We start from the raw sequence: 20,484 nt of genomic DNA on the forward strand, positions 1-20,484 counted from the left end.
AGAGAAAAAAATGAAAGTATATGCTATTGTATTGGCTGCTGGTAAAGGCACAAGAATGAAGTCTGATAAACCAAAAGTAGTACATGAAGTATTGTACAAGCCAATGATCAATCATGTTGTTGATGAATTGAAAAAGCTTGGTGTAGATGAAACAATAGTTGTTGTTGGGCATGAAGCAGAACAAGTGAAAGCTATTGTTGATGATGTGACTTTTGTTGAACAAAAGGAACAATTAGGAACAGGACATGCTGTTTTACAGGCTCAAGATGTTTTAGCGGATCAAGATGGTATTACATTAGTTTTATGTGGTGATGCACCATTGATTCGTAAGGAAACATTAGAGGAATTTATCGAATATCATCAAAAACATCATAATTCTGCAACGATTATGAGTGCTGATTGTGATGTTAGTACACATTATGGAAGAATTATTAAAGTTGATGATCAAGTTAAAGGAATCGTAGAATTTAAAGATTTATTGGATAGTCAAAAAGACATTACAGAGATGAATACAGGTGAGTATTGCTTTGATAACAAAGCTTTATTTAAAGCTTTATCTCAAGTGACTAATGACAATGCTCAACATGAGTATTATTTGACTGATGTCATTGCGATTATGAATGAAGAAGGATTAAAAGTTGATGCTTATAAGATTGATGATTTTGATGAAGTTGGTGGTATCAATGATCGTGTAGCATTAGCTGAATCAACACAATTTTTAAGAAATCGTATTAATCGTGAACATTTATTAAATGGTGTGACAATTGTTGATCCATCAAATACGTATATTGGTAGAGATGTTGTGATTGGACAAGATACAATTATTGAACCAGGATGTATTATTAAAGGAAAAACAGTGATTGGTAGTCATTGTCATATTGGTCCATATTGTGAGTTTACGAATATGGAAATTAAAGACAATGTTGAAATTAAATTCTCTGTCTTAAGTGATTCCATTATTGAAAGTGGTGTAGATATTGGACCTTATGCAAGATTAAGAACAAATTGTCATATTCATGAAAATGCTCATTTAGGAAATTTCGTTGAAATGAAAAAAGCTGATTTTGGAGCAGGAAGTAAGGCTTCACATTTAACTTATGTAGGTGATGCTGAAGTTGGTAAAGATGTTAATTTTGGATGTGGAACAATTACATCAAACTATGATGGTAAGAACAAATCACTGACAAAGATTGAAGATAATGTCTTTATTGGATGTAATACAAATTTAGTGGCTCCAGTGACAGTTAGAAAGAATGCTTATATTGCAGCTGGTTCAACAATTACAAAAGAAGTTGAAGAAGATGCAATGGCTATCGCAAGAGTTAGACAGGAAAATAAACAAGGTTATAGTAAAGTTTTAAAAGAGATAAGAGAAAAAGAATACGAAAGACGTAATAAAAATAAAAAATAAGGAGAATATGAGGTAAAAATGAAAAATAATATAACAATATTTGCTTTATCATCTAATCAGGAATTAGCCAACTCAATGGCAGATATTTTGGGAACAGAAGTTGGAAAAAGTAAAGTTCATCATTTTGCAGATGGTGAAATTTTAGTTGAAATTGAAGAATCAGTACGTGGAAAAGATGTCTTTATTGTACAATCAACATCTAATCCAGTAACTGAAAATTTAATGGAAATTTTAGTTTTAACTGATGCTTTAAAACGTGCATCAGCTAAAGAAATTACAGCAGTTATACCATATTTTGGATATGCAAGACAAGATAGAAAAGCAAAGCCAAGACAACCAATCACATCACGTTTAGTTGCTGATTTATTAACAGTAGCGGGAGTAGATAGAGTTGTTACAGTAGACTTACATGCTCGTCAAATTCAGGGATTCTTTGATATTCCTGTTGATGAAATGGAAGCTTTACCTCTTATTTGTAGATATATTAAAAATAAAAATATTGAAGATTTATGTGTTGTATCACCAGATCATGGTGGAGCAACTCGTGCAAGAAAAATGTCAGAAGCATTGGATTGTCCAATTGCAATCATTGACAAGAGACGTCCAAAACCAAATGTCGCAGAAGTTATGGGTATTATTGGGGATGTTGCAGGTAAAAACTGTGTCTTAATTGATGATATGATTGACACTGCAGGAACAATTGTTGCAGGAGCACAAATCTTAAAAGAAAAAGGTGCTAAAGATGTATATATTGCTTGTACTCATGGTGTATTATCAGGACCAGCAGTAGATAGATTAAAAGATTGTGTCGCTAAAGAAGTTATTATTACTGATACAATTGCGATTCCAGAAGAAAAACGTTTTGATAAATTAGTACAAATCAGTGTAGCTGAATTATTGGCTTATACTATTGAAAGTATTGAAAATGATTTACCTGTAAGTGATGTTTTCAAACATTTTGATTTTAAGGGTGAATAGTGATTGATGGGAGATTGAAGAATCTCCTTTTTATTTTGTTATGAGAATTTGATTAAATAATTGTGAAATAGACATACTATAAATATGATGTTGGTGATTTCAACGTTTTTTGACAAATATTTATAGATTGGAATATTTCAAAAGAGTATAGAATGATGTTTGTTATAATGACAAATATATGGAATTGTGAATAAGAAAAATGTCGATAAAATGGTAATTAATTGTATATTTGTGTTTTTAGAAATTTGACAAAGCTTTAAATATTTGTTATTATGCCTCAGGGTGATGAAGATGTATTTCAATACACATACACATTTAAATAGTGAACAATTGTATCCTGATAGAGATCAATTTATTCAAAATGCTTTAGATCATCAAGTCGAAAATATGGTTGTTGTAGGATATGATTTAGAGTCATCAAAGAAGGCTGTTGAGATAGCTCATGAGTATTCATTTATCTATGCAGCAGTCGGAATAAGTCCTAATGATTGTAAGGATACAACGGATGAGGATTTAAATGAAATTGAAAAAATACTTCAAGACCCATGTGTAGTGGCTTTAGGAGAAATAGGTTTAGATTATTATTGGGAAGAAGTCCCTCATGAAAAGCAAAAAGATATTTTTATAAAGCAAATTGAAATTGCTAAAAAATATCAAAAGCCCATTGTGATTCATGCTAGAGATGCCTATGAAGATACTTACAATATCTTAAAACAAACTGCACATTATGGCATTATGCATTGTTATAGTGGATCGGCTGAAATGGCAAAGCGATATATTGATATAGGTTTTGAAATATCATTAGCTGGACCCGTGACATTTAAGAATGCAAAAGTCCCTAAAGAAGTTGCTCAATCAATTGATATAGAACATTTAATGATTGAAACGGACTGCCCTTATTTAACACCTCACCCATTTCGAGGAAAGTTGAATGAGCCAGCAAATGTTGTGTATATTGCCCAGGAAATAGCAAAGCTAAAGAACATGGAGATAGAAGACGTTGCTAGAATCACAACATTTAATGCCAAAAAAATGTTTGGGATTAAATAAGGAGGATATTTTATGTTACAAAAAGCTAAAGAGGCAATTGTCTCGGCTGATAGCCGAACAAAAGGAATTTTAGCGATGGCTGTGGTATATGTTGTTATTATGTTAGCAACTGTATCATCAGGAGCTGTTAATCAGATTACAGATTTTATTCCAACTGTAGATATTCGTTTAAAAGATGGTTTACAGGAGGAAAAAGATTATTTGGTCAAGCAGGATACAGTATCAAATGTCTTAAATGAATTAAATGTTGAGTTAGATCAGAAGGATACTTTAAATAAAGATAAAGATGCTATTGTTCAACAGGATGATTTGATTAAAATTACAAGAGTTGAAACGAAAACAATAGAAAAAATAGAAACAATACCATACTCAACAAAAACCAAAGGTAGTGGAAGCTGGACAAAAACAGTTGTTCAAAAAGGAAAAGATGGAAAAGCTAAAAGAACTTATCTGTTGACTTATGCTAATGGAAAAGAAACTGATCGTCAAATGATTAAAGAAGAAATTATTGAAAAGCCAGTAGATAAGATTATTCAATATGGTGGTGTTTTAAAAGGTACAACTTTTACAGGTAGATTGACAATATATGGTGGAGATTGTACAGGATGTGGAGGAACATCTTCATCTGGTGTGAAATTATCCCCAACGAGTGGAGTCAATAATACCAACTCACCTTACTTATATTATAAAGGAAAGAAATATTATTGTTTGGCTGCTGATCGATCTATTCCATTTGGAACTGTGATTAAGATTTCTAATCATAATTTAAATACAGCAGGGACTATTTATGGAATTGTTGTAGATCGTGGTGGTGCTATTAAGGGAAATAAAATAGATATTTTTAATGGTAGTGAAGGTTCTGGGAAAAGATATTTTGGTGGTGGCACCTCACATAATACCAAATTTGAAGTTGTTTCTCTTGGTAGTGGAAATGCGAATTTTTGGAGATAGGAAAACTATCTCTTTTTTTATTTGCTCTGTGAATTTTATAAGGGACTTATATTAAGGATAATAAAAAATAAAACAAAAAATGATGAAATCGCTTGCAAAAATAAATCTATAAGTATATACTAGCCATAGTAAAAAGTTTAGTAAAAAGAAATAAAAAAACTTTATATTTTTACTAAACAGGAAAGGAGAAAGGTATGAAGACCAAAAAGAAAGTTTTTGTCGCTGGAGCAATGACATTTGCTATGTTGGGAACAATGATTCCACAAAACTGGAATGTCAATGCTGCTAGCAATCTCATTTCCAATGGTGATTTTGAAGAAATCAAATCTGCTGACATTGGAAAACCTGAAGATGCATCCAATATGAATGTTGGAACATGGTATTCAAACAGCGGAGGGGGGGTCAGTTTCATTGGCTACAATGAAAGCGAACGCTCTGCAATTCTACCTGCTAAAAATGGTAATGTCTGGATTAGACAAGTCATTGAGGTAGAAAAGAATACGGATTATGTATTTAGTACTTATGTGAGAACATCATTATCTGGTGCACAAGCTATTGTTCAAGTTGCTGATGAAAAAGGAGGAAAAATTGAAGGTATTGAAGATCAATACATTGGAGGAACTGACTGGACCAAAGCAAAAATTGAATTTAATTCAGGTGATCACGATAAAATCACAATTGGAGTTTTAAAGTATACTGAGAATGAAGATTCAATCTTTAATTCAACTATGTATTTTGATGAAGCTGTATTAATGAAAAAAGCAGAGTATACAAAGTATGAAGAAAAAGAAGAATCAAAAACAAAATTAGAAAACTTAATTAAGAATAGTGATTTAATTGGTATCACACAAGATAGTATTAAAGGAAATGATGGTTGGCCATTGGGATGGAACTCAGGAGATTTTTATTCAAATGCTCCAGCAGATAATCCAGTAACAATTGGGGAAGGTTATGGTGAAAACGCCAATGGATTTGTATTGCCTGCTGAAAATGGAGATGTTTGGGTAAGAACTGCTGCGCAAGTTAAACCAAATACTGAATATATTTTTAAAGTACGTGTCAAACATAGTGCTGCACAAGCAGGAACAACAGTTTCAGTAGAGGGGCCAAATAATGATGAGAATGCATCAACAACTCGATTAGGAGAGCAATACCCTGGTGGTACTTCTTGGAGTGATGTTGAAATTGCATTTAATTCAGGTAATTATGATAAAGTTATATTAAATGTTTATAAATATGGTCCTGATAATGGAAATGAAGCAGAACAGGCATCATATCATGCTACAGTAAATGTTAGTGATATGCGTGTTTATGAAAAATCAGTATATGATAAGGTTCAAGAAGAAGAAAAAGAAGAAGAACAAGAAGAACAAGCAAGTCAATATACTGAAGTATGGCGTGATGATTTCGACACTTTAGATAAAAGCACTTGGTCATATCAATTAGGACATAAACGTGGTATTGAACCTCAAGATTATGTTTCTAATAAAGATAATGTTTTTGTTGAAGATGGGAAATTATATTTACGTGCAACAGAAAAAGGTGAATATCGTGTGCACTACAATGCAGATGGTAGTGATATTGTTAAGAAATATGACTCAGGAAGTATTGCAACATTTGGTAAGAAAGAGTTCTTATATGGAAAAATTGAAATGAGAGCTAAATTACCAAAAGGCGCTGGGGCATTCCCTGCGTTCTGGACTTTAGGTAATGATTTCACGTTAGATGGATTGGTTGATTCTAAACAAGGTGTGGGATGGCCAATGTGTGGTGAAATCGATATTATGGAATTAATTGGAGCTAATCCAGATGTTTCTGGTACAAGTGATAGTACAGTACATGGAACAATTCATAATGGATTGACAGAAAATGGTGATAAGGCTCAAACAAATACTTATTCATTAAAAGAAGGAACTTTTAATGATGATTATCATACATTTGGTATTGTATGGAATCCTGATACAATTGAATGGTATGTTGATGGTAATGTTTATAGCACAATTTATATTACAGATTTAGATTATTTCCAAAAACCTCATTACTTATTATTTAACTTGGCTGCAGGAGGAGCATGGCCTGGTTTCCCTAACGAAGATACAGATTTCCCTATGGATTTCATTATTGATTATGTAAGTTATAGCCAGACAGCTGCTCAAAAAGAAGCTGCTGACAAATATTATGCGACAGCACCAACTTTTAGTGGTGTAAAAGACATAACAATTAGTGATGAATCACAATTATCATCATTATTGGATAATGTTAAGGCAACTGATGCTAATGGTAAAGCATTAGATGTAAGCTGTTCAATCAATGATGGGCAAAAATTAATGTGGAATGGTAGAACAAGAACAAGTGAAATTGATTTCTCAAAAGAAGGAACATATGAAATTGTTTATTCTACTATTGGTGAAAATAACGTATATACAAGAGCGTGTGCAACATTACATGTTAAATAAGGAAAGAGAAGGGAACAACTATGAATAAAAGTAAGATTTTAAAAGGTACCTTAGCAGGTACACTTGCAATGACAATTGTTGGTTCAGCTGTTTACTCTTCAAATGCCTTAGTCTATGACACTGATTTAGAAGATAAAACAGTTACTGAACCAGAAAGCTGGGGAGCTTTACCAAATGAAGCACAGCTTCAATATCACGATGATGAATTAGCTGCATTCATACATTTTGGTGTAAATACATTTACGGGTAATGAATGGGGAGATGGAACAGAATCTCCATCTGTATTCAATCCTACAGGAGATTTTGGAGAAAGTGCAAAATCAATGGTTGAAGCATTGAAAAATGCTGGATTTAAGAAAGTCATCGTAACTGCAAAGCATCATGATGGTTTCTGTATTTGGCCAAGTGAATATACAGAACATGATATTGAAAATTCACCATATAAAGATGGTAAGGGAGATATTTTAGCAGAAATTTCAGCAGCTTGTACTGAATATGATATGGATATGGGATTATACTTATCTCCATGGGACGAAAATGCTGAAAGCTATGGATACTATGATAAAGATGGTAATCCATTGTTAGATGAAAATGGAAATCCTGTTGATGGTATGACAATGGAAGAAGTCAAAGAAAAAGATGTTTTAGATTATAATGATTATTATGTTAATCAGATTACTGAGATCGTAACTAATCCTAAATATGGTAATCATGGAAAATTCACAGAATGGTGGATGGATGGTGCCAAAGGAGAAGGTGGCGATGCTCAAGAATATGATACAGAACGTATTTTAAAAACTATCAAAGATAATGAACCAGGTATTCTTATTTTTGGTGGTGGAACAGAAGGTGGAATTCACTGGATTGGAAATGAAAAAGGGCAAGCAAGTGATACAACTTGGGCTAAAGTAGATTCTGAAAAAGGTGACGGATATAGTGAAGCTGATGGATTCACTTATGGTATTCCAGATGGTGACCATTGGTCAGTTCCAGAAAGTGATGTCAGTATTACTTCTGGTTGGTTCTATCACGATGGAGATTTACCAAAATCTATAAGTCAATTAGGAAATATTTATTTCCAAACAGTAGGTAATGGATCACCATTATTATTGAACTTCCCACCAAATCAAACAGGGGATTTAGATGGAAGTATTTATTCTCGTCTAAATGAATTTAAAAATGCAATTGATAATACATTTAAAACAAATTTATTAGCACAAAATTCTAAAGCAGGAGCTTCATCTGTTTATGAAAATGCAAAAGAGTATTCACCAGCTAAAGCTATTGATGGTGATGAAGATACTTATTGGACAACAGAAAAAGGTGAAAAAACAGGAACTTTAGAAATTGAATTTGATGAAGTGAAAGAATTTGATGTTGTATCAATTGAAGAATATATTGAAAAGGGACAAAGAATTAGTGAGTTTGAAGTAGAATATCAAACTGCAGATGGACAATGGCTACCTTTTGAAGATGGTCATACTATTGGAGCTAAAAAATTATTAAGAATTGATCCAGTTCAAGCAAAAGCTATTAGAATTCATATTTCTAATTCTTATGCTGAACCAATGATCAGTGAAGTTGGTATTTATAAAACAGCTGATGGTTTTGAAAAAACTCAACCTTTACCAGAAGCATATACAAAATTTGTTCCAGGTGATGAAGGATTGGAATTAAATAAAGGTTCTTGGGATGATGACCATCAAGGAAATACAGGTTGGGAAAAACAAGAAGATGGAAGTTATACAACAACTGATGGTTGGGCAAATATTAAGTATACATTTGAAGGAACATACTTTGCATTAGTAGGTACAAAAGGACCTGACTATGGTTCATTTGATATTTATATTGATGGAAAATATACAAGTTCAGCTAATGCTTCAGCTGGAGAAATAACACCAGGTCAAATATTGTATGAATCTCCAACTTTAGGTGCAGGAACACATACAATTCAATTAACAACAGGTACAAATAGAAAACCTGTAAACTTTGCATATGGTTACTATTTAGGTACAAATGAAAATGGTTTATTTGAAATTGAAACAGATTCATATCAAGTCACTGAAGGAGACTCTATCAAAGTTAAGATTAAACGTAACGGGGGATCAACAGGAGAAGTTACTGTTAATGTTACAACACCTCCAGGTACAGCAGTACAAGGGCAATATTATGAAAATATTACAAATGAAACAATCACATTCAAAGATGGAGAAAAAGTAAAATATGTAACTTTAAAAACTATTGATAATTTGGATGTGACTGGAAATAAAGATTTTTATGTAGAAATTTTCTCACCAACAGGTGGAGCACAACTTGGTATGAGAAGTACAGCCAGAGTTCTTATTGTTGAAAATGATAAGAGAATAGCTGATGCTGTAGAACAAACTTCAAATATTAGTGAATCATGGTATAAAGCTGAAAGCTGGGATGCCTTTGATCAAGCTTATATAAAAGCTAAAGCAGCAGTAGATGATAATTCTATGAGTGATGATGAAAAAATGAAATTATCTAATGCTTTAATGGAAGCTTACAATAATCTTGAAGTCATTAGTCAATATTCTGTAAGAAATGCGATGATCTTACCAGATAATTTTGAAGATGAAAAAGTTTTAGAAGTAGAATTAGGTATTTTAGATTCAAAACATGAAAATATTGTTGCTAATGAATACTTAAAGATGGTTAATGGAAGTGATTATAGTAATGGACGTTTGATCAATAAGATTAAAGATGGAAATACAATTACAATACCATTAAATGTTCAAAAAACAGGTTTATATAATTTTGATTTTACTTATCAGGCAACACAACCTATGTCACTTATCATTAGTGGAGATCATATTGTTAAACAAACAATTTCTTTAGATGCTTCAGAAACATTAACAGAAAAATCAATACCATTGAATATTCAAGAAACTGGTGTTTCTCAAGTTGTGATTACTGCTAAATCTTTAGCAAAATCAGATGGTGATTTAGCTATTGATAATGCAAAAATTAAATTACAAGAAGTATCAAATGGAAAGATTGAAAGTATCGCCATTGAACAAATGCCAAGTAAAACAGTTTATGCACTTGGAGATACACTTGATTTAACAGGATTAAAAGTTATAGCAAAATATGATACAGGTGCAACAGCTGATATTACTCATAAAGTAGAAGTAACAGGATTTGATTCATCAAAAGTTGGTGAACAAACTTTAACTGTACATTATGGTGAATTTGAAGCTCAATTTACAGTTACTGTTAAAGGTAAGAGTGATGAAATGAATCCAGGTACAGATACACCTGAAAAACCAGGTCAAGATAATCCAAATCAAGGAAATTCAGGACAAACTGGAGAAAAACCTTCTACTACACCAACAGTAAATGGGACAACTTCATCTCATGATAAAGTAAAAACTGGTGATGAACAAGTTATAGGAGTATTTGTATTAGCATTATTAGGAGCTGCATGTTTATTTGTGGTTATGAAAAATAAAAAATCTGATTCTCAAGATTAATACTATTTTGAAGATTAGCTATTGATAATTTTTATCAATAGCTTTCTTTATATCTAAGCTTATTATTATGAAAAGAATATATTAAAAAATATTGAAAACATCTGTTGATATATTACTAAATTATTATATGTATACACATAATAAAATAAAACAGAAGCATAATATTATAAAGGCCTCTGTTTCAATGTTTAATAATGAGTATATTAAATAAAAATGAGAATATATAATTGTTATAATGGATAAAGATTACAAGCTTTTTCAAGTAGTTCAAAATCACAACATTTAGAATAAAGAAAATGATGAGGATTTCCGAGGATTTCCTTTGACTTTATTATATAATTTGATTGCTGAATTTATGATGATTTCTTCCTTTTCAGATGATTTTAGATAGAAATATTGTGACATAAGTACATTTTTATAATTGTTATCTTCTATATTGTTAATATTAATCAAATGAATCAAATTACTATCTTTTATAGGAATCATATAGCAAAACATTAGTCGACCATATTTTCTTCCATTTGTTAATTCAATAGGATGAGAAATTCTATTAAAAAATCGAGCATTATCATCGTAATGTTGTTTTGGATGTGTTAGTGGAACAAAGTAATTGTATTTTTCAATTTGTAAAACAATACCTACATAAGGTTTGAAATTTTCATAGTTCATATCTGTGTTGTTTGAAACTTTAGTAAAACCCCTTGCTTTTCGTTCTTCTTCTTGCAAATAATTGATATAGTTATTGTTTATGTAATAAATATTTAATTTGCTCATAGAATCCTCCTGATTAAATAAAAAAGGATAGGTAGTCTGTTAAAAGTTTCAACCCACATTTTCAGCTGTGGAGCACTGAATGTTTCAACCCACATTTTCAGCTGTGGAGCACTGAATGTTTCAACCCACATTTAACGGCTGTGAAGCACCATTTAACAAACTTCTATCCTTTTTTTGAAATATTCTTCATTTATAATATACTACAAATGAAAAGTAAGGTCAATGCGGATAAGAATATTTCTATATATAGTATATGATATGAAAAATATATTGATACAATTAAAGTTATTTTTCTATTAATTTTAGAATGAAATCTTATTCATAGTTTGTATGTTAAAAAATATTGTTGATAAACATTTTAGATAATTTATCACTTCATATTGACAAAAAAATACACAAGAGTTAATATAATGATGACATGACATCATTACAATAAAGGAGGGAAATAATGGATTTACAATTAAATAATGGTGTGAATATACCTTGTATTGGTTTTGGAACCTGGAAAATTGATGATTATGATACTGCTGTTGAGTCGGTGAAAGCAGCTATTTCCTATGGGTATAGACATATTGATACTGCAAGTAGCTATGGGAATGAATGTGCAATTGGTGAAGCAATTAAGCAAAGTCATATATCAAGAGATGAGCTTTTTGTTACAACAAAATTATGGAATACAGTAAGTCATTATCAAGAAGCTATTGATGCATTTTATGAAAGTTTAAATAAATTACAGCTTGAATACATTGATTTATACTTAATTCATTGGCCTGCACCAAAAGACTATAGAGAGAATTATCAAAAAAGAAATATTGAAGTTTATCAAGCAATGGAATATCTCTATAAAGAGGGTAAAATTAAAGCGATTGGAGTAAGTAACTTTATGAAACATCATTTAGAAGAACTCAGTCAGGAGATAGAGATTCCTATTACGGTGAATCAAATAGAATTCCATCCTTATTATTATGATGAAGAAACAATATCATATTGTCGTCAAAATAATATTGTTTTAGAAGCATATAGTCCATTAGGAAGAAGTCAAGTATTGAATGATCCGATTATACAGAAGATAGCGGAGAAATATAGAAAGACACCTGCTCAAATTTGTATTCGATACGCCATAGATAATGAAATCATTCCTATACCTAAATCAGTAACAAATGAAAGAATTAAAAGTAATTTAGAAGTTTTTGATTTTCAATTAGTGAAAGAAGATATTAAAAGAATAAAAAATCTTAGTCAGACTCATGGAAAAATAGGATCCTATCCAGATACAGCAAATTTTTAAAGATGAGGTGGAAATAATGAAAGCTATTTTATTAGTTACACATTCTACAATGTGTGAAGGTGTTAAAGAAAGTTGTGAGATGATTATAGGTAAAAAGGAAAATATTTATACATGTTCATTAACAGAAGAAGGAGTTGATAATTTTAGAGTACAACTAACTGAAAGAATAGAAACATTAGAAAAAGAATATAAAGAAATTATTATTGTAACGGATATTCCAAATGCCACTCCATATAACGAGTGTTATAGATATATTCTGGCTCATAAGGATTCAAATATATATCTTGTAACAGGAATGAATCTGGCAATGGTTATAGAGCTAGAGATGTTATGTGATTTAGATATGGAAACGCAACAATTAATTAACCAAATTATGGACACAGGAAAAATTTCTATTTGTAGTTTATAGAGCATTGCATTTTTATAAAAGTAATGCTATTATATTAATGTAAAGATGTCATGACAACACGATAACATAACAGGAAAGGAGAGAAAATTATGTCTTTAAATTTGGTAAGAGTGGACGATCGTTTGATACATGGACAAGTTTTATTGATGTGGACGAAGGTCAGACAAGGGGATGCTATTATTTTATTAGTTGATGATGAATTAGCTAATGATCCATTTTTAAAAGAAGTTTTCATAAATGCAGGAAATGGATTAGGTAAAAAAGTATATATTTTCACAGTTGAACAAGCTATAGAAAAAGTACCTAAAGCCATATCTGGAAAGAAAAAATATTATTTAATTTCAAAGAAAATTGAACAACTTTATCTGCTTAAAAAGAAAGGGGTAGATTTTGGTAAAGAAATTATATTTGGAACAGCAAGTAAAGCAGAAGGAACTGAGAAAGTTTATAATAATGTTTATTTATCACCAAATGATATGAAATATTGTGAATATTTGAATGCACAAGGTATTGATATTCAATTCAAATTGATACCAGATGAAAAAGGTTTAACGTTTAAAGAAGTCCAATCAAATTATAAGGGAGGTTAAAATTATGGATGTAAGTATTTTTCAAGCCTTTTTAATAGGTGTAGCATGTTGGTTAGGAAGTGTTGAGAATTCTCAACCATTAGGAGTCGCTTTTTCTGATGCTATGTCGAAGCCAATTGTTGGGGGAACAATTGTTGGTATTATTTTAGGAGATGTTGTAACTGGAGCAACAATTGGAGCAGCTGTACAAGCTATGTATTTAGGGCAGGTTCTTATCGGTGGTGTTGCAACAGCTGATATGGCCTTTGTATCATATCCTTCAATAGCACTGGCAATGTTAGCGGGTGCTGATGCAAATGTAGCAGTAACATTAGCAGCAACAGTAGGTGTTTTGGGAGCAGCCTTATTTACAGGTTATGAAATTTTAGCATCTGTATTTTATCAATTAGGTGATAAATTCATTGCTCAAAATAATATTAAAGGAATGAAAGTTGCATATATGGTTTTACCACCTATAACAAGTTTTGTTATACGATTTGGAATAACTTTCGCTATTGTTTTATTAGGTAGTAATTATGCTTCTTCATTATTGGCAGCAATACCTGAACTTGTTTTACATATAGCAAGTGTCTTGGGTGGTGTTTTACCAGCAGTAGGAATTTCTATTTTAGTAACTTATACATTAAAGGATTACAAATTTGTTATATTCTTCCTTATTGGAATGATGTGTATTACATTTTTACAATTTAATATGGTTGCCACAGCAGTGTTTGGGGCATGTTTAGCTGTTATGTATTATATGTTTACTGATCATAAGAATGAAAATAATTTAGAAATACAAGATGATGAGGAGGATGAGTTATTATGAGTGAAAAAAAAGAAATTATTAATGAATCAACGCAATTAACAAAAAAGGAAGTTAATAAAGTATGGTGGACATGGTGGAAATATGCTCTTACTGTATTTGGGTATGAAAGATTACAAGCACCTGGTTTTACCTTATCCATGTTACCTATTTTTAAGAAATTTTATAAAAATAAACCAGAAAAAATGGTAGCTGCTTTAAAACGACATTCAGTTTTTTATAATACAAATAATATTGTTGGGGCAGTTGTCAATGGAAGTTGAAAAAGCTAATGGGGCTAAAATTAGTGATGATTTTATTCAAAATATTAAAGTCGGACTTATGGGCCCTTTAGCTGGAATTGGTGATGCAATTACTCAAGCAACTATTCCACCAATTGTGTTAAGCGTTGCTATTGGTTTATCTACAAATGGAAGTGTACTAGGAGCTATATTTGCAGTTGCTGTACTATATGGAATTAATATGTTAATTTCAAGAATAACTTTTATGTCAGGATATAAATCAGGACGTGAAGCAGTTAATAAATTATTAGGTAAACAAATGGCTAGAATTCAAGATGCTATGTCAGTTCTTGGGTTAACTGTAGTGGGAGCTATTACAGCAAGTTATGTAAATTTTACAATTACTGCTGAATATGTAAGTGAATATAGCACTATTAATTTTCAAGAGGTCTTAGATGGTATTTTTCCAAAGTTTATTCCAATGTGTCTTGTTTTATTAGGATTCTATTTACTAAAATTTAAAAAGTTTAGTGCTATTAAATTGATTGGTGTTTATCTTGTGATTGCCATTGTGTTAGGAGTTTTTGGTATTGTTTAAAGTGAGGATATGATATGAATCAGATTATATTTTGTGATTTGGATGATACATTATTAAGACCGAAAACAAAGGAAGTATTAGATGAGGATGTTGAAGCTATTAAACGTTGGATCAATAATAAAAATAAATTTGTACTATGTACAGCTAGACATCATACTTTTTTGAATAATATTACAACAAAATTTAAATCAATTGATTTTGATTGTATAGGTTGGAATGGTGCTGAAATATATATGAATCATAAAGTTATCTGCTTATATCCTTTTACAAATAATCAATTTTTAGAAATATATCATGGTATGTATAAGTACAAAGATTATGCTAAAGTGACAAACATTGATAATGAATATATTTTTGGAAAATTATCTTCATATACAACATTTATGTTTCAAAATGATCCCAATAAAATTCTTTCTCAAACTATAGATGAATATATACAAAATGATTATAAACAAATTATCCATATAAATTATATTTTCCCTAATAAACAAAAACATCATGAATTTTATGAAGATTATCAAAAAAATATTTTAAGTCGTACAAATCATTATCAATGTAAAGAAACATCAGATTATAGTTACGATATTACTCAGCAACAAGCGACAAAAGAACACGGTATATATCAATATTTAAAACTCAATAATATACCTCAAAAGAATACTATTGCCATTGGTGATAGTCTAAATGATATAGGAATGTTCCATTTTTGTCATATGAGCTTTTGTATGGTGCATGGACATGAAGTTGCAAAGAAACAAGCAACATATAGAGTTAAAAATATAAAAGATGTAATTAATATTTTAGAAAATGAAATTTAAAAGCAAAAGGATTTAGAAAAGCATAATCTTTTACTTATATACAATATGTTTCAATCATTTTATTAATTTGAAATATACAATAAAAATAGAGGTGATACTTTTATGAATGAAAAATATGTATTTTTAAAGCCGACATTTTCAACTGCAATTTGGGGTGACGGGACATTGGTTCATCGTTATCATGTAGAAAATTATGTACCAAAAAATATGAATATAGATGAAGTCACTGGTTTAGGTGCATTTAGTGGATTACCACAAGATGCTAATGAAATTTTAAATGGTGAATATAAAGGAAGAAAATTAAATGAGCTTTATGAAGAACACCCAGAAATGTTTGGAACACCTTCAACTTTAAAATGGGAACATATACCTGTGTCTATGGGAATAGCTCATGCGTGTGCAGATTTAAGTATACAAGTTCATCCTACAGAACAATATGCATTAAAAAATTTAGGGTGTCATGGAAAAAGTGAGAGCTGGTATATTGTAGATTGTCCGCCTCATTCAGATATAGTTATGGGACATAATGCTAAAACATTTGAAGAATTAGATGAGTATATCCAAAATAAGGATTGGAATGGCTTATTGAAAAGATATCCTATTTTTCCTGAATCTTTTTATAACATTCAGGCAGGAACACTACATGCTATACAAAAAGGAACAACTTTTATGGAAGTATGTAATCCTTGTCCTATCACATATCGTTTTTATGATTATGATCGTCTAGATAAAAATGGACAACCACGACAACTTGATATTGAGAAAGCTAAAGATAATATATTAGTTCCATTTGAGTGTCAAGATACATATTATCGTTATCGTAATCATCAAGGTGTAACAGAGATTAATTTAACGGATAATGAGAATTTTTCAGTTTATAAATATGTTGTCAAAGGTGAAGGCGAATTAACAATGCCAAAACCTTATCTAGGTGCATTTGTTATTGATGGTGAAGGTCAAATAGAAGATGTTTATCTTAAAGCAGGAGATTCTTTCTTAATCAGTGCAAATGTAAAAAAATTAGTGTGGAAAGGAGAAATGACAATTTTAGCTTACTATGGATAACTCTAAAATTGTTAGATGAGATATATGTATGAAATAAAAAATAGAGTACCAAATTTTGATTTGTATCCTAAAAAAAATATAAATATAAGTGCTAAAGTTGGGTTTATTGATATTGTTAATGAAATTAATGCTCAAATAAAATTAATTCAAAAGGATCGTATTGTTATTTGTTTTGATTATTATCATGGTGTTAATGAAGAAATATTTGAAAAAATAGCAAAAGCATTACAACCTCAATTGATTATCCATTCTGATATAGCTAAGTATGATGAATCAATCATTCAAGAAAAGTTTGGTAGATTTATTACAGATGATCGTGTAAATGGGGTATTTAGTGTAGGAACTATTGAAGAATTTTTTGATTTTAACAAGATAAAAGATGTACAAGATAAAATAAAAAACACTCAAGGTTTAATTGTTGTTTATGGTGTTGCATCAAAAACGATTTGTCAACCAGATATCTTAGTATATGGTTCTATTAGCTATCAAACAATAAAAGATAGATATCAGCAAGGTTTAGGAAATTGGGGTGCTCATAATGAAGATGAAGAATATTTGAGAAAAGAAAAGAGATTTAATTTTTTAGAAAGTAGAATTCAAGATAAACATAAAAGAGATATTTATAAAATATGCGATTATGTCATTGATTGTAATAAAGATAATCAGTTTATCATGATAACAAAAAAAGATTTTGATGAAATAACACATAAATTTTCAACAAGTCCATTTAAACCAATCCCTATTTTTACGAAAGGAGTATGGGGTGGACATTGGTGTCAAAAAGTTTTAAATGCTGGAAAAGATTTAGAAAATACCGCATGGGGAATTACAGGATTTTTGGATTGGCAAGCCGTAGCTGCACAATTGAATAATGCTATTTTTGAATTTCCATCAACAGATTTAATTTTATGTAACCCTAAAGAAGTATTAGGAAGAAAAATCTGGTATCTCTATGGAAATAGATGTCCATTGCATGTTAATTTCTTAGATACATGGGGTGGAGGTAATCTTAGTCTACAGGTTCATCCCACGATTGCCTATGCTCAAGAAGTATTTAATTCATCATGGGGACATTATGAAAGCTATTATATGTTAGATACTTGTGACGAAAGTTCGGTTTATTTAGGAACAAAGGATGGTGTAAAACTTGATGAGTTAGTAGCAGCTTTTGAAACTGCCCAAGAAACTGGAGAATTTGATGATGAAAAGTGGATTAATCATTTTCCTGTAAAAAAACATGATCATGTCTTTATCCCTGGAGGTACAATTCACTCTGCTGGTAAAAATACATTAACACTTGAGATAGATATGTTTTGCTTTACAACATTTAAATTATGGGATTGGGGACGTTTAGATTATGATGGAAAACCTAGACCTATTAATATTGATCATGGAAAACATGTTATTCAAGAGGAATTTCAAACCCAAATGATTAAAGACCAATTTATTTCTAAAAAGCAAGAAGTAGATAGAGGGTATGGATGGAAAAAAGAAAGAAGCGGAACAATGCCATTTGAGGCTCCTATGGAAGTAAACAGATATTGGTTTAATAAGACAGTACATTTTGATCCAAATGATTGTATTATGATTCATGTTCTTGTAGAGGGAGAGGAAGCTATTATTGAAAGTTTAGATAATAGTTTTGAACCAGTTGTTATTCATTATGCAGAAGCAGTTTTTGTCCCTCCAGCAGCAGGTCAGTATACTATTAAACCATATGGAAAATCACGTCTTCAAGAGTGTGCTGTTTTAGAAATTTATATGGATATATAGGAGGACTATTATGTACGAAAAGATAAATGAAAGAATTCCAAATTTTGATTTACATCCTGTATTTGTTGTAGAAGAAACACAATCTTGGAAAGGATATCAGCAAATATGTAGAGTGATTGATTCTGAAATACAAAAATATGATTCTAAATGTGTAATGGTTATTGATTCATATTATCATATTAATCATAAAGAGATACGACAGTTTTTGATAGACAATATTCATCCACAATTAGTAATTTGTACAGATGATCTGAGAGCTTCCGATGATGTTTTACGTGATAGATTAGACAAATTTATAACTGAAGATCGTATTAATGGAGTATTTGCAGTCGGGCAAATAGATGAATATTTTGATAAACAAAAGCTAAAAACAGCGCAAGAAGTAATAAATAGTACTCAAGGATTAATTGTTATTTATGGAATAGGAGCAACTTTGGTGACAAAGGGAAATATTCTTGTATATAACAATATTACAATTCAAAGAATTAAAGATGGTTATTTTTCGACATTAACAAATTGGGGAATGAATAATCCAGATGAAGATCCATTGACAAAAGAAAAAATTTTTAATTTTGTTGAATCCAAGTATTTTGATAGTCATAAACGTCATATTTTTGATGATATGGATTTTGTAATAGATGGTGATAATAAAGACAATCCTGTTATGACAACAGGAGATGATTTTAGAAAAGCATTGAATTACTTTGCTTCTCATCCTTTTAAACTTGAACCATTCTTTAATAGAGGAGTATGGGGTGGACATTGGTGTAAGGATGTTTTAAATGGAGGACTTGATAAAGAAAATACAGCTTGGGGTATGACTGGATGGATGAATTTTCAAAATACACTAGCAAAATTAGGAGAAAATGAATTTAGAATTATTGGTAGAGATATAGTACAATATAAAGCTGTTGAGTTTTTAGGAAATCAAAATTTTTTCTGGTTTGGATATAATTGCCCAGTTGGATGTGATTTTTTAGATACATGGGGTGGTGGAAATTTAAGTTTGCAAGTTCATCCAGATATTGGATATGCACAAGAAGTTTTTAATTTTCCATTTGGACATTATGAGAGTTATTATTTTCTTGATACATCTGAAAAAAGTTCTGTATATTTAGGGACTAAGGATGGAGTCAAAAAAGAGGAACTGGTTAAAGCCTTTAAAGAAGCTCAAAAAACTGGTGAATTTGATGATGAACAATGGATTAATCGTTTTCCAATGAAAAAACATGACCATATTTATATTCCAAGTGGAACAATTCATGCTTCTGGTAAAGATACTTTAGTATTAGAAATAAATCCAATTGGATTTCAGACATTTAAACTCTGGGATTGGGGACGTATTGATGCTGATGGTAAACCAAGACCAATTAATATAGATCATGGTGAAAAGGTTATTCAAGAAAAATATCAAACTAAATTTGTAAAAGAACATCTTATTTCTAAAAAAGCTGAAGTTGATAGAGGAACTGGATGGAGAAAAGAGCATAGTGGAACAATGGAATATGAATTATTAAAAGTTGATAGATATTGGTTTAATAAGCCAGTGTTTTTTGAAACAAAGGATCATGTAAAATTGCATGTACTTGTAGAAGGAGAAGAAGCTATTATTGTTAGTCCTAATAATGAATTTGAGCCTATTGAAATTCATTATGCTGAAGCAGTTTTTATTCCTGCAAGTGTTGGACAATATGTAATAAAACCTAAAGATAAATCTGATGAAGAATTGGCTGTTTTAGAATGTTATATGGATATGGGTAATGCGTATCAATAAATACTTCCCTTTTTGAAAAAATAGGG

15 protein-coding genes and 1 pseudogene are annotated in these 20,484 nt (G+C 30.6%); 15 read left to right on the top strand and 1 reads right to left on the bottom strand.

All coding sequences use genetic code 11. The annotated features are described in order from the left end of the window. Positions 1-10: 10 nt before the first annotated feature. From glmU to ACZYT4_RS05080, 6 genes are all read left to right on the top strand, one after another. The gene (gene glmU, locus ACZYT4_RS05055; protein ID WP_463783076.1) at positions 11-1,411 is read left to right on the top strand and encodes a bifunctional UDP-N-acetylglucosamine diphosphorylase/glucosamine-1-phosphate N-acetyltransferase GlmU; all 1,401 of its coding nucleotides are present in this window, start codon (positions 11-13) and stop codon (positions 1,409-1,411) included. An 18-nt stretch (positions 1,412-1,429) separates the two neighbouring features. Beyond that, complete coding sequence (locus ACZYT4_RS05060; protein ID WP_463783078.1) at positions 1,430-2,389, top strand: ribose-phosphate diphosphokinase; 960 nt, start codon at positions 1,430-1,432, stop codon at positions 2,387-2,389. A 291-nt stretch (positions 2,390-2,680) separates the two neighbouring features. Next, positions 2,681-3,439, top strand: a complete 759-nt coding sequence (locus ACZYT4_RS05065) for a TatD family hydrolase (protein WP_463783080.1) — start codon at positions 2,681-2,683, stop codon at positions 3,437-3,439. A gap of 12 nt (positions 3,440-3,451) precedes the next feature. After that, on the top strand, positions 3,452-4,390 hold the full coding sequence (locus ACZYT4_RS05070; RefSeq protein ID WP_087359104.1) for a G5 domain-containing protein: 939 nt from the start codon (positions 3,452-3,454) through the stop codon (positions 4,388-4,390). Between the two features lie 194 nt (positions 4,391-4,584). Beyond that, positions 4,585-6,846, top strand: a complete 2,262-nt coding sequence (locus tag ACZYT4_RS05075; RefSeq protein WP_463783084.1) for a family 16 glycosylhydrolase — start codon at positions 4,585-4,587, stop codon at positions 6,844-6,846. Between the two features lie 20 nt (positions 6,847-6,866). Next, on the top strand, positions 6,867-10,343 hold the full coding sequence (locus ACZYT4_RS05080; RefSeq protein WP_463783085.1) for an alpha-L-fucosidase: 3,477 nt from the start codon (positions 6,867-6,869) through the stop codon (positions 10,341-10,343). A 282-nt stretch (positions 10,344-10,625) separates the two neighbouring features. Here the strand turns inward: ACZYT4_RS05080 and ACZYT4_RS05085 are convergent, their stop codons facing one another. Then, a complete protein-coding gene (locus ACZYT4_RS05085; RefSeq protein WP_463783087.1) occupies positions 10,626-11,117 on the bottom strand; it encodes a type III toxin-antitoxin system ToxN/AbiQ family toxin in 492 nt (163 codons plus the stop codon). A 448-nt stretch (positions 11,118-11,565) separates the two neighbouring features. On the opposite strand from ACZYT4_RS05085, the gene ACZYT4_RS05090 reads away from it, so the two are divergent. The 9 genes and pseudogenes from ACZYT4_RS05090 (at position 11,566) to ACZYT4_RS05130 (ending at position 20,458) form a co-directional block, all read left to right on the top strand. Continuing rightward, complete coding sequence (locus ACZYT4_RS05090) at positions 11,566-12,405, top strand: aldo/keto reductase (RefSeq protein WP_463783089.1); 840 nt, start codon at positions 11,566-11,568, stop codon at positions 12,403-12,405. Between the two features lie 16 nt (positions 12,406-12,421). Further along, the gene (locus ACZYT4_RS05095; RefSeq protein WP_463783092.1) at positions 12,422-12,814 is read left to right on the top strand and encodes a PTS sugar transporter subunit IIA; all 393 of its coding nucleotides are present in this window, start codon (positions 12,422-12,424) and stop codon (positions 12,812-12,814) included. Between the two features lie 89 nt (positions 12,815-12,903). Further along, positions 12,904-13,404 carry a PTS sugar transporter subunit IIB gene (locus ACZYT4_RS05100; protein WP_087304935.1) on the top strand — a complete coding sequence of 167 codons (501 nt, stop codon included), beginning with the start codon at positions 12,904-12,906 and terminating at the stop codon, positions 13,402-13,404. Positions 13,405-13,408: 4 nt separating this feature from the next. Continuing rightward, positions 13,409-14,212, top strand: a complete 804-nt coding sequence (locus tag ACZYT4_RS05105; protein WP_463783095.1) for a PTS mannose/fructose/sorbose/N-acetylgalactosamine transporter subunit IIC — start codon at positions 13,409-13,411, stop codon at positions 14,210-14,212. Further along, positions 14,209-15,028, top strand: a pseudogene (locus ACZYT4_RS05110) (PTS system mannose/fructose/sorbose family transporter subunit IID). Before ACZYT4_RS05105 ends, ACZYT4_RS05110 begins: the two are co-directional and overlap by 4 nt. Positions 15,029-15,042: 14 nt before the next feature. Continuing rightward, positions 15,043-15,846 (top strand): HAD-IIB family hydrolase, encoded by an 804-nt coding sequence (locus ACZYT4_RS05115; RefSeq protein ID WP_463783099.1) that lies wholly within the window; start codon positions 15,043-15,045, stop codon positions 15,844-15,846. A gap of 102 nt (positions 15,847-15,948) precedes the next feature. Continuing rightward, the gene (locus tag ACZYT4_RS05120) at positions 15,949-16,911 is read left to right on the top strand and encodes a type I phosphomannose isomerase catalytic subunit (RefSeq protein WP_463783101.1); all 963 of its coding nucleotides are present in this window, start codon (positions 15,949-15,951) and stop codon (positions 16,909-16,911) included. 24 nt (positions 16,912-16,935) lie between these two features. After that, on the top strand, positions 16,936-18,684 hold the full coding sequence (locus ACZYT4_RS05125; protein WP_463783103.1) for a class I mannose-6-phosphate isomerase: 1,749 nt from the start codon (positions 16,936-16,938) through the stop codon (positions 18,682-18,684). A gap of 10 nt (positions 18,685-18,694) precedes the next feature. After that, positions 18,695-20,458, top strand: a complete 1,764-nt coding sequence (locus tag ACZYT4_RS05130; RefSeq protein WP_463783104.1) for a class I mannose-6-phosphate isomerase — start codon at positions 18,695-18,697, stop codon at positions 20,456-20,458. Positions 20,459-20,484 lie beyond the last annotated feature (26 nt).

This window comes from Massilimicrobiota sp. mt181, from assembly GCF_055420065.1.

Excerpts from the sequence above, each read along its gene's own strand:
- ACZYT4_RS05115 (WP_463783099.1), top strand. The coding sequence starts at position 15,043 with ATGAATCAGATTATATTTTGTGATTTGGATGATACATTATTAAGACCG.
- ACZYT4_RS05075 (WP_463783084.1), top strand. The coding sequence starts at position 4,585 with ATGAAGACCAAAAAGAAAGTTTTTGTCGCTGGAGCAATGACATTTGCT.
- ACZYT4_RS05100 (WP_087304935.1), top strand. The coding sequence starts at position 12,904 with ATGTCTTTAAATTTGGTAAGAGTGGACGATCGTTTGATACATGGACAA.
- ACZYT4_RS05070 (WP_087359104.1), top strand. The coding sequence starts at position 3,452 with ATGTTACAAAAAGCTAAAGAGGCAATTGTCTCGGCTGATAGCCGAACA.
- ACZYT4_RS05105 (WP_463783095.1), top strand. The coding sequence starts at position 13,409 with ATGGATGTAAGTATTTTTCAAGCCTTTTTAATAGGTGTAGCATGTTGG.
- ACZYT4_RS05125 (WP_463783103.1), top strand. The coding sequence starts at position 16,936 with ATGTATGAAATAAAAAATAGAGTACCAAATTTTGATTTGTATCCTAAA.
- ACZYT4_RS05080 (WP_463783085.1), top strand. The coding sequence starts at position 6,867 with ATGAATAAAAGTAAGATTTTAAAAGGTACCTTAGCAGGTACACTTGCA.
- ACZYT4_RS05090 (WP_463783089.1), top strand. The coding sequence starts at position 11,566 with ATGGATTTACAATTAAATAATGGTGTGAATATACCTTGTATTGGTTTT.
- ACZYT4_RS05120 (WP_463783101.1), top strand. The coding sequence starts at position 15,949 with ATGAATGAAAAATATGTATTTTTAAAGCCGACATTTTCAACTGCAATT.
- ACZYT4_RS05065 (WP_463783080.1), top strand. The coding sequence starts at position 2,681 with ATGTATTTCAATACACATACACATTTAAATAGTGAACAATTGTATCCT.
- glmU (WP_463783076.1), top strand. The coding sequence starts at position 11 with ATGAAAGTATATGCTATTGTATTGGCTGCTGGTAAAGGCACAAGAATG.
- ACZYT4_RS05085 (WP_463783087.1), bottom strand. The coding sequence starts at position 11,117 with ATGAGCAAATTAAATATTTATTACATAAACAATAACTATATCAATTAT.
- ACZYT4_RS05130 (WP_463783104.1), top strand. The coding sequence starts at position 18,695 with ATGTACGAAAAGATAAATGAAAGAATTCCAAATTTTGATTTACATCCT.
- ACZYT4_RS05060 (WP_463783078.1), top strand. The coding sequence starts at position 1,430 with ATGAAAAATAATATAACAATATTTGCTTTATCATCTAATCAGGAATTA.
- ACZYT4_RS05095 (WP_463783092.1), top strand. The coding sequence starts at position 12,422 with ATGAAAGCTATTTTATTAGTTACACATTCTACAATGTGTGAAGGTGTT.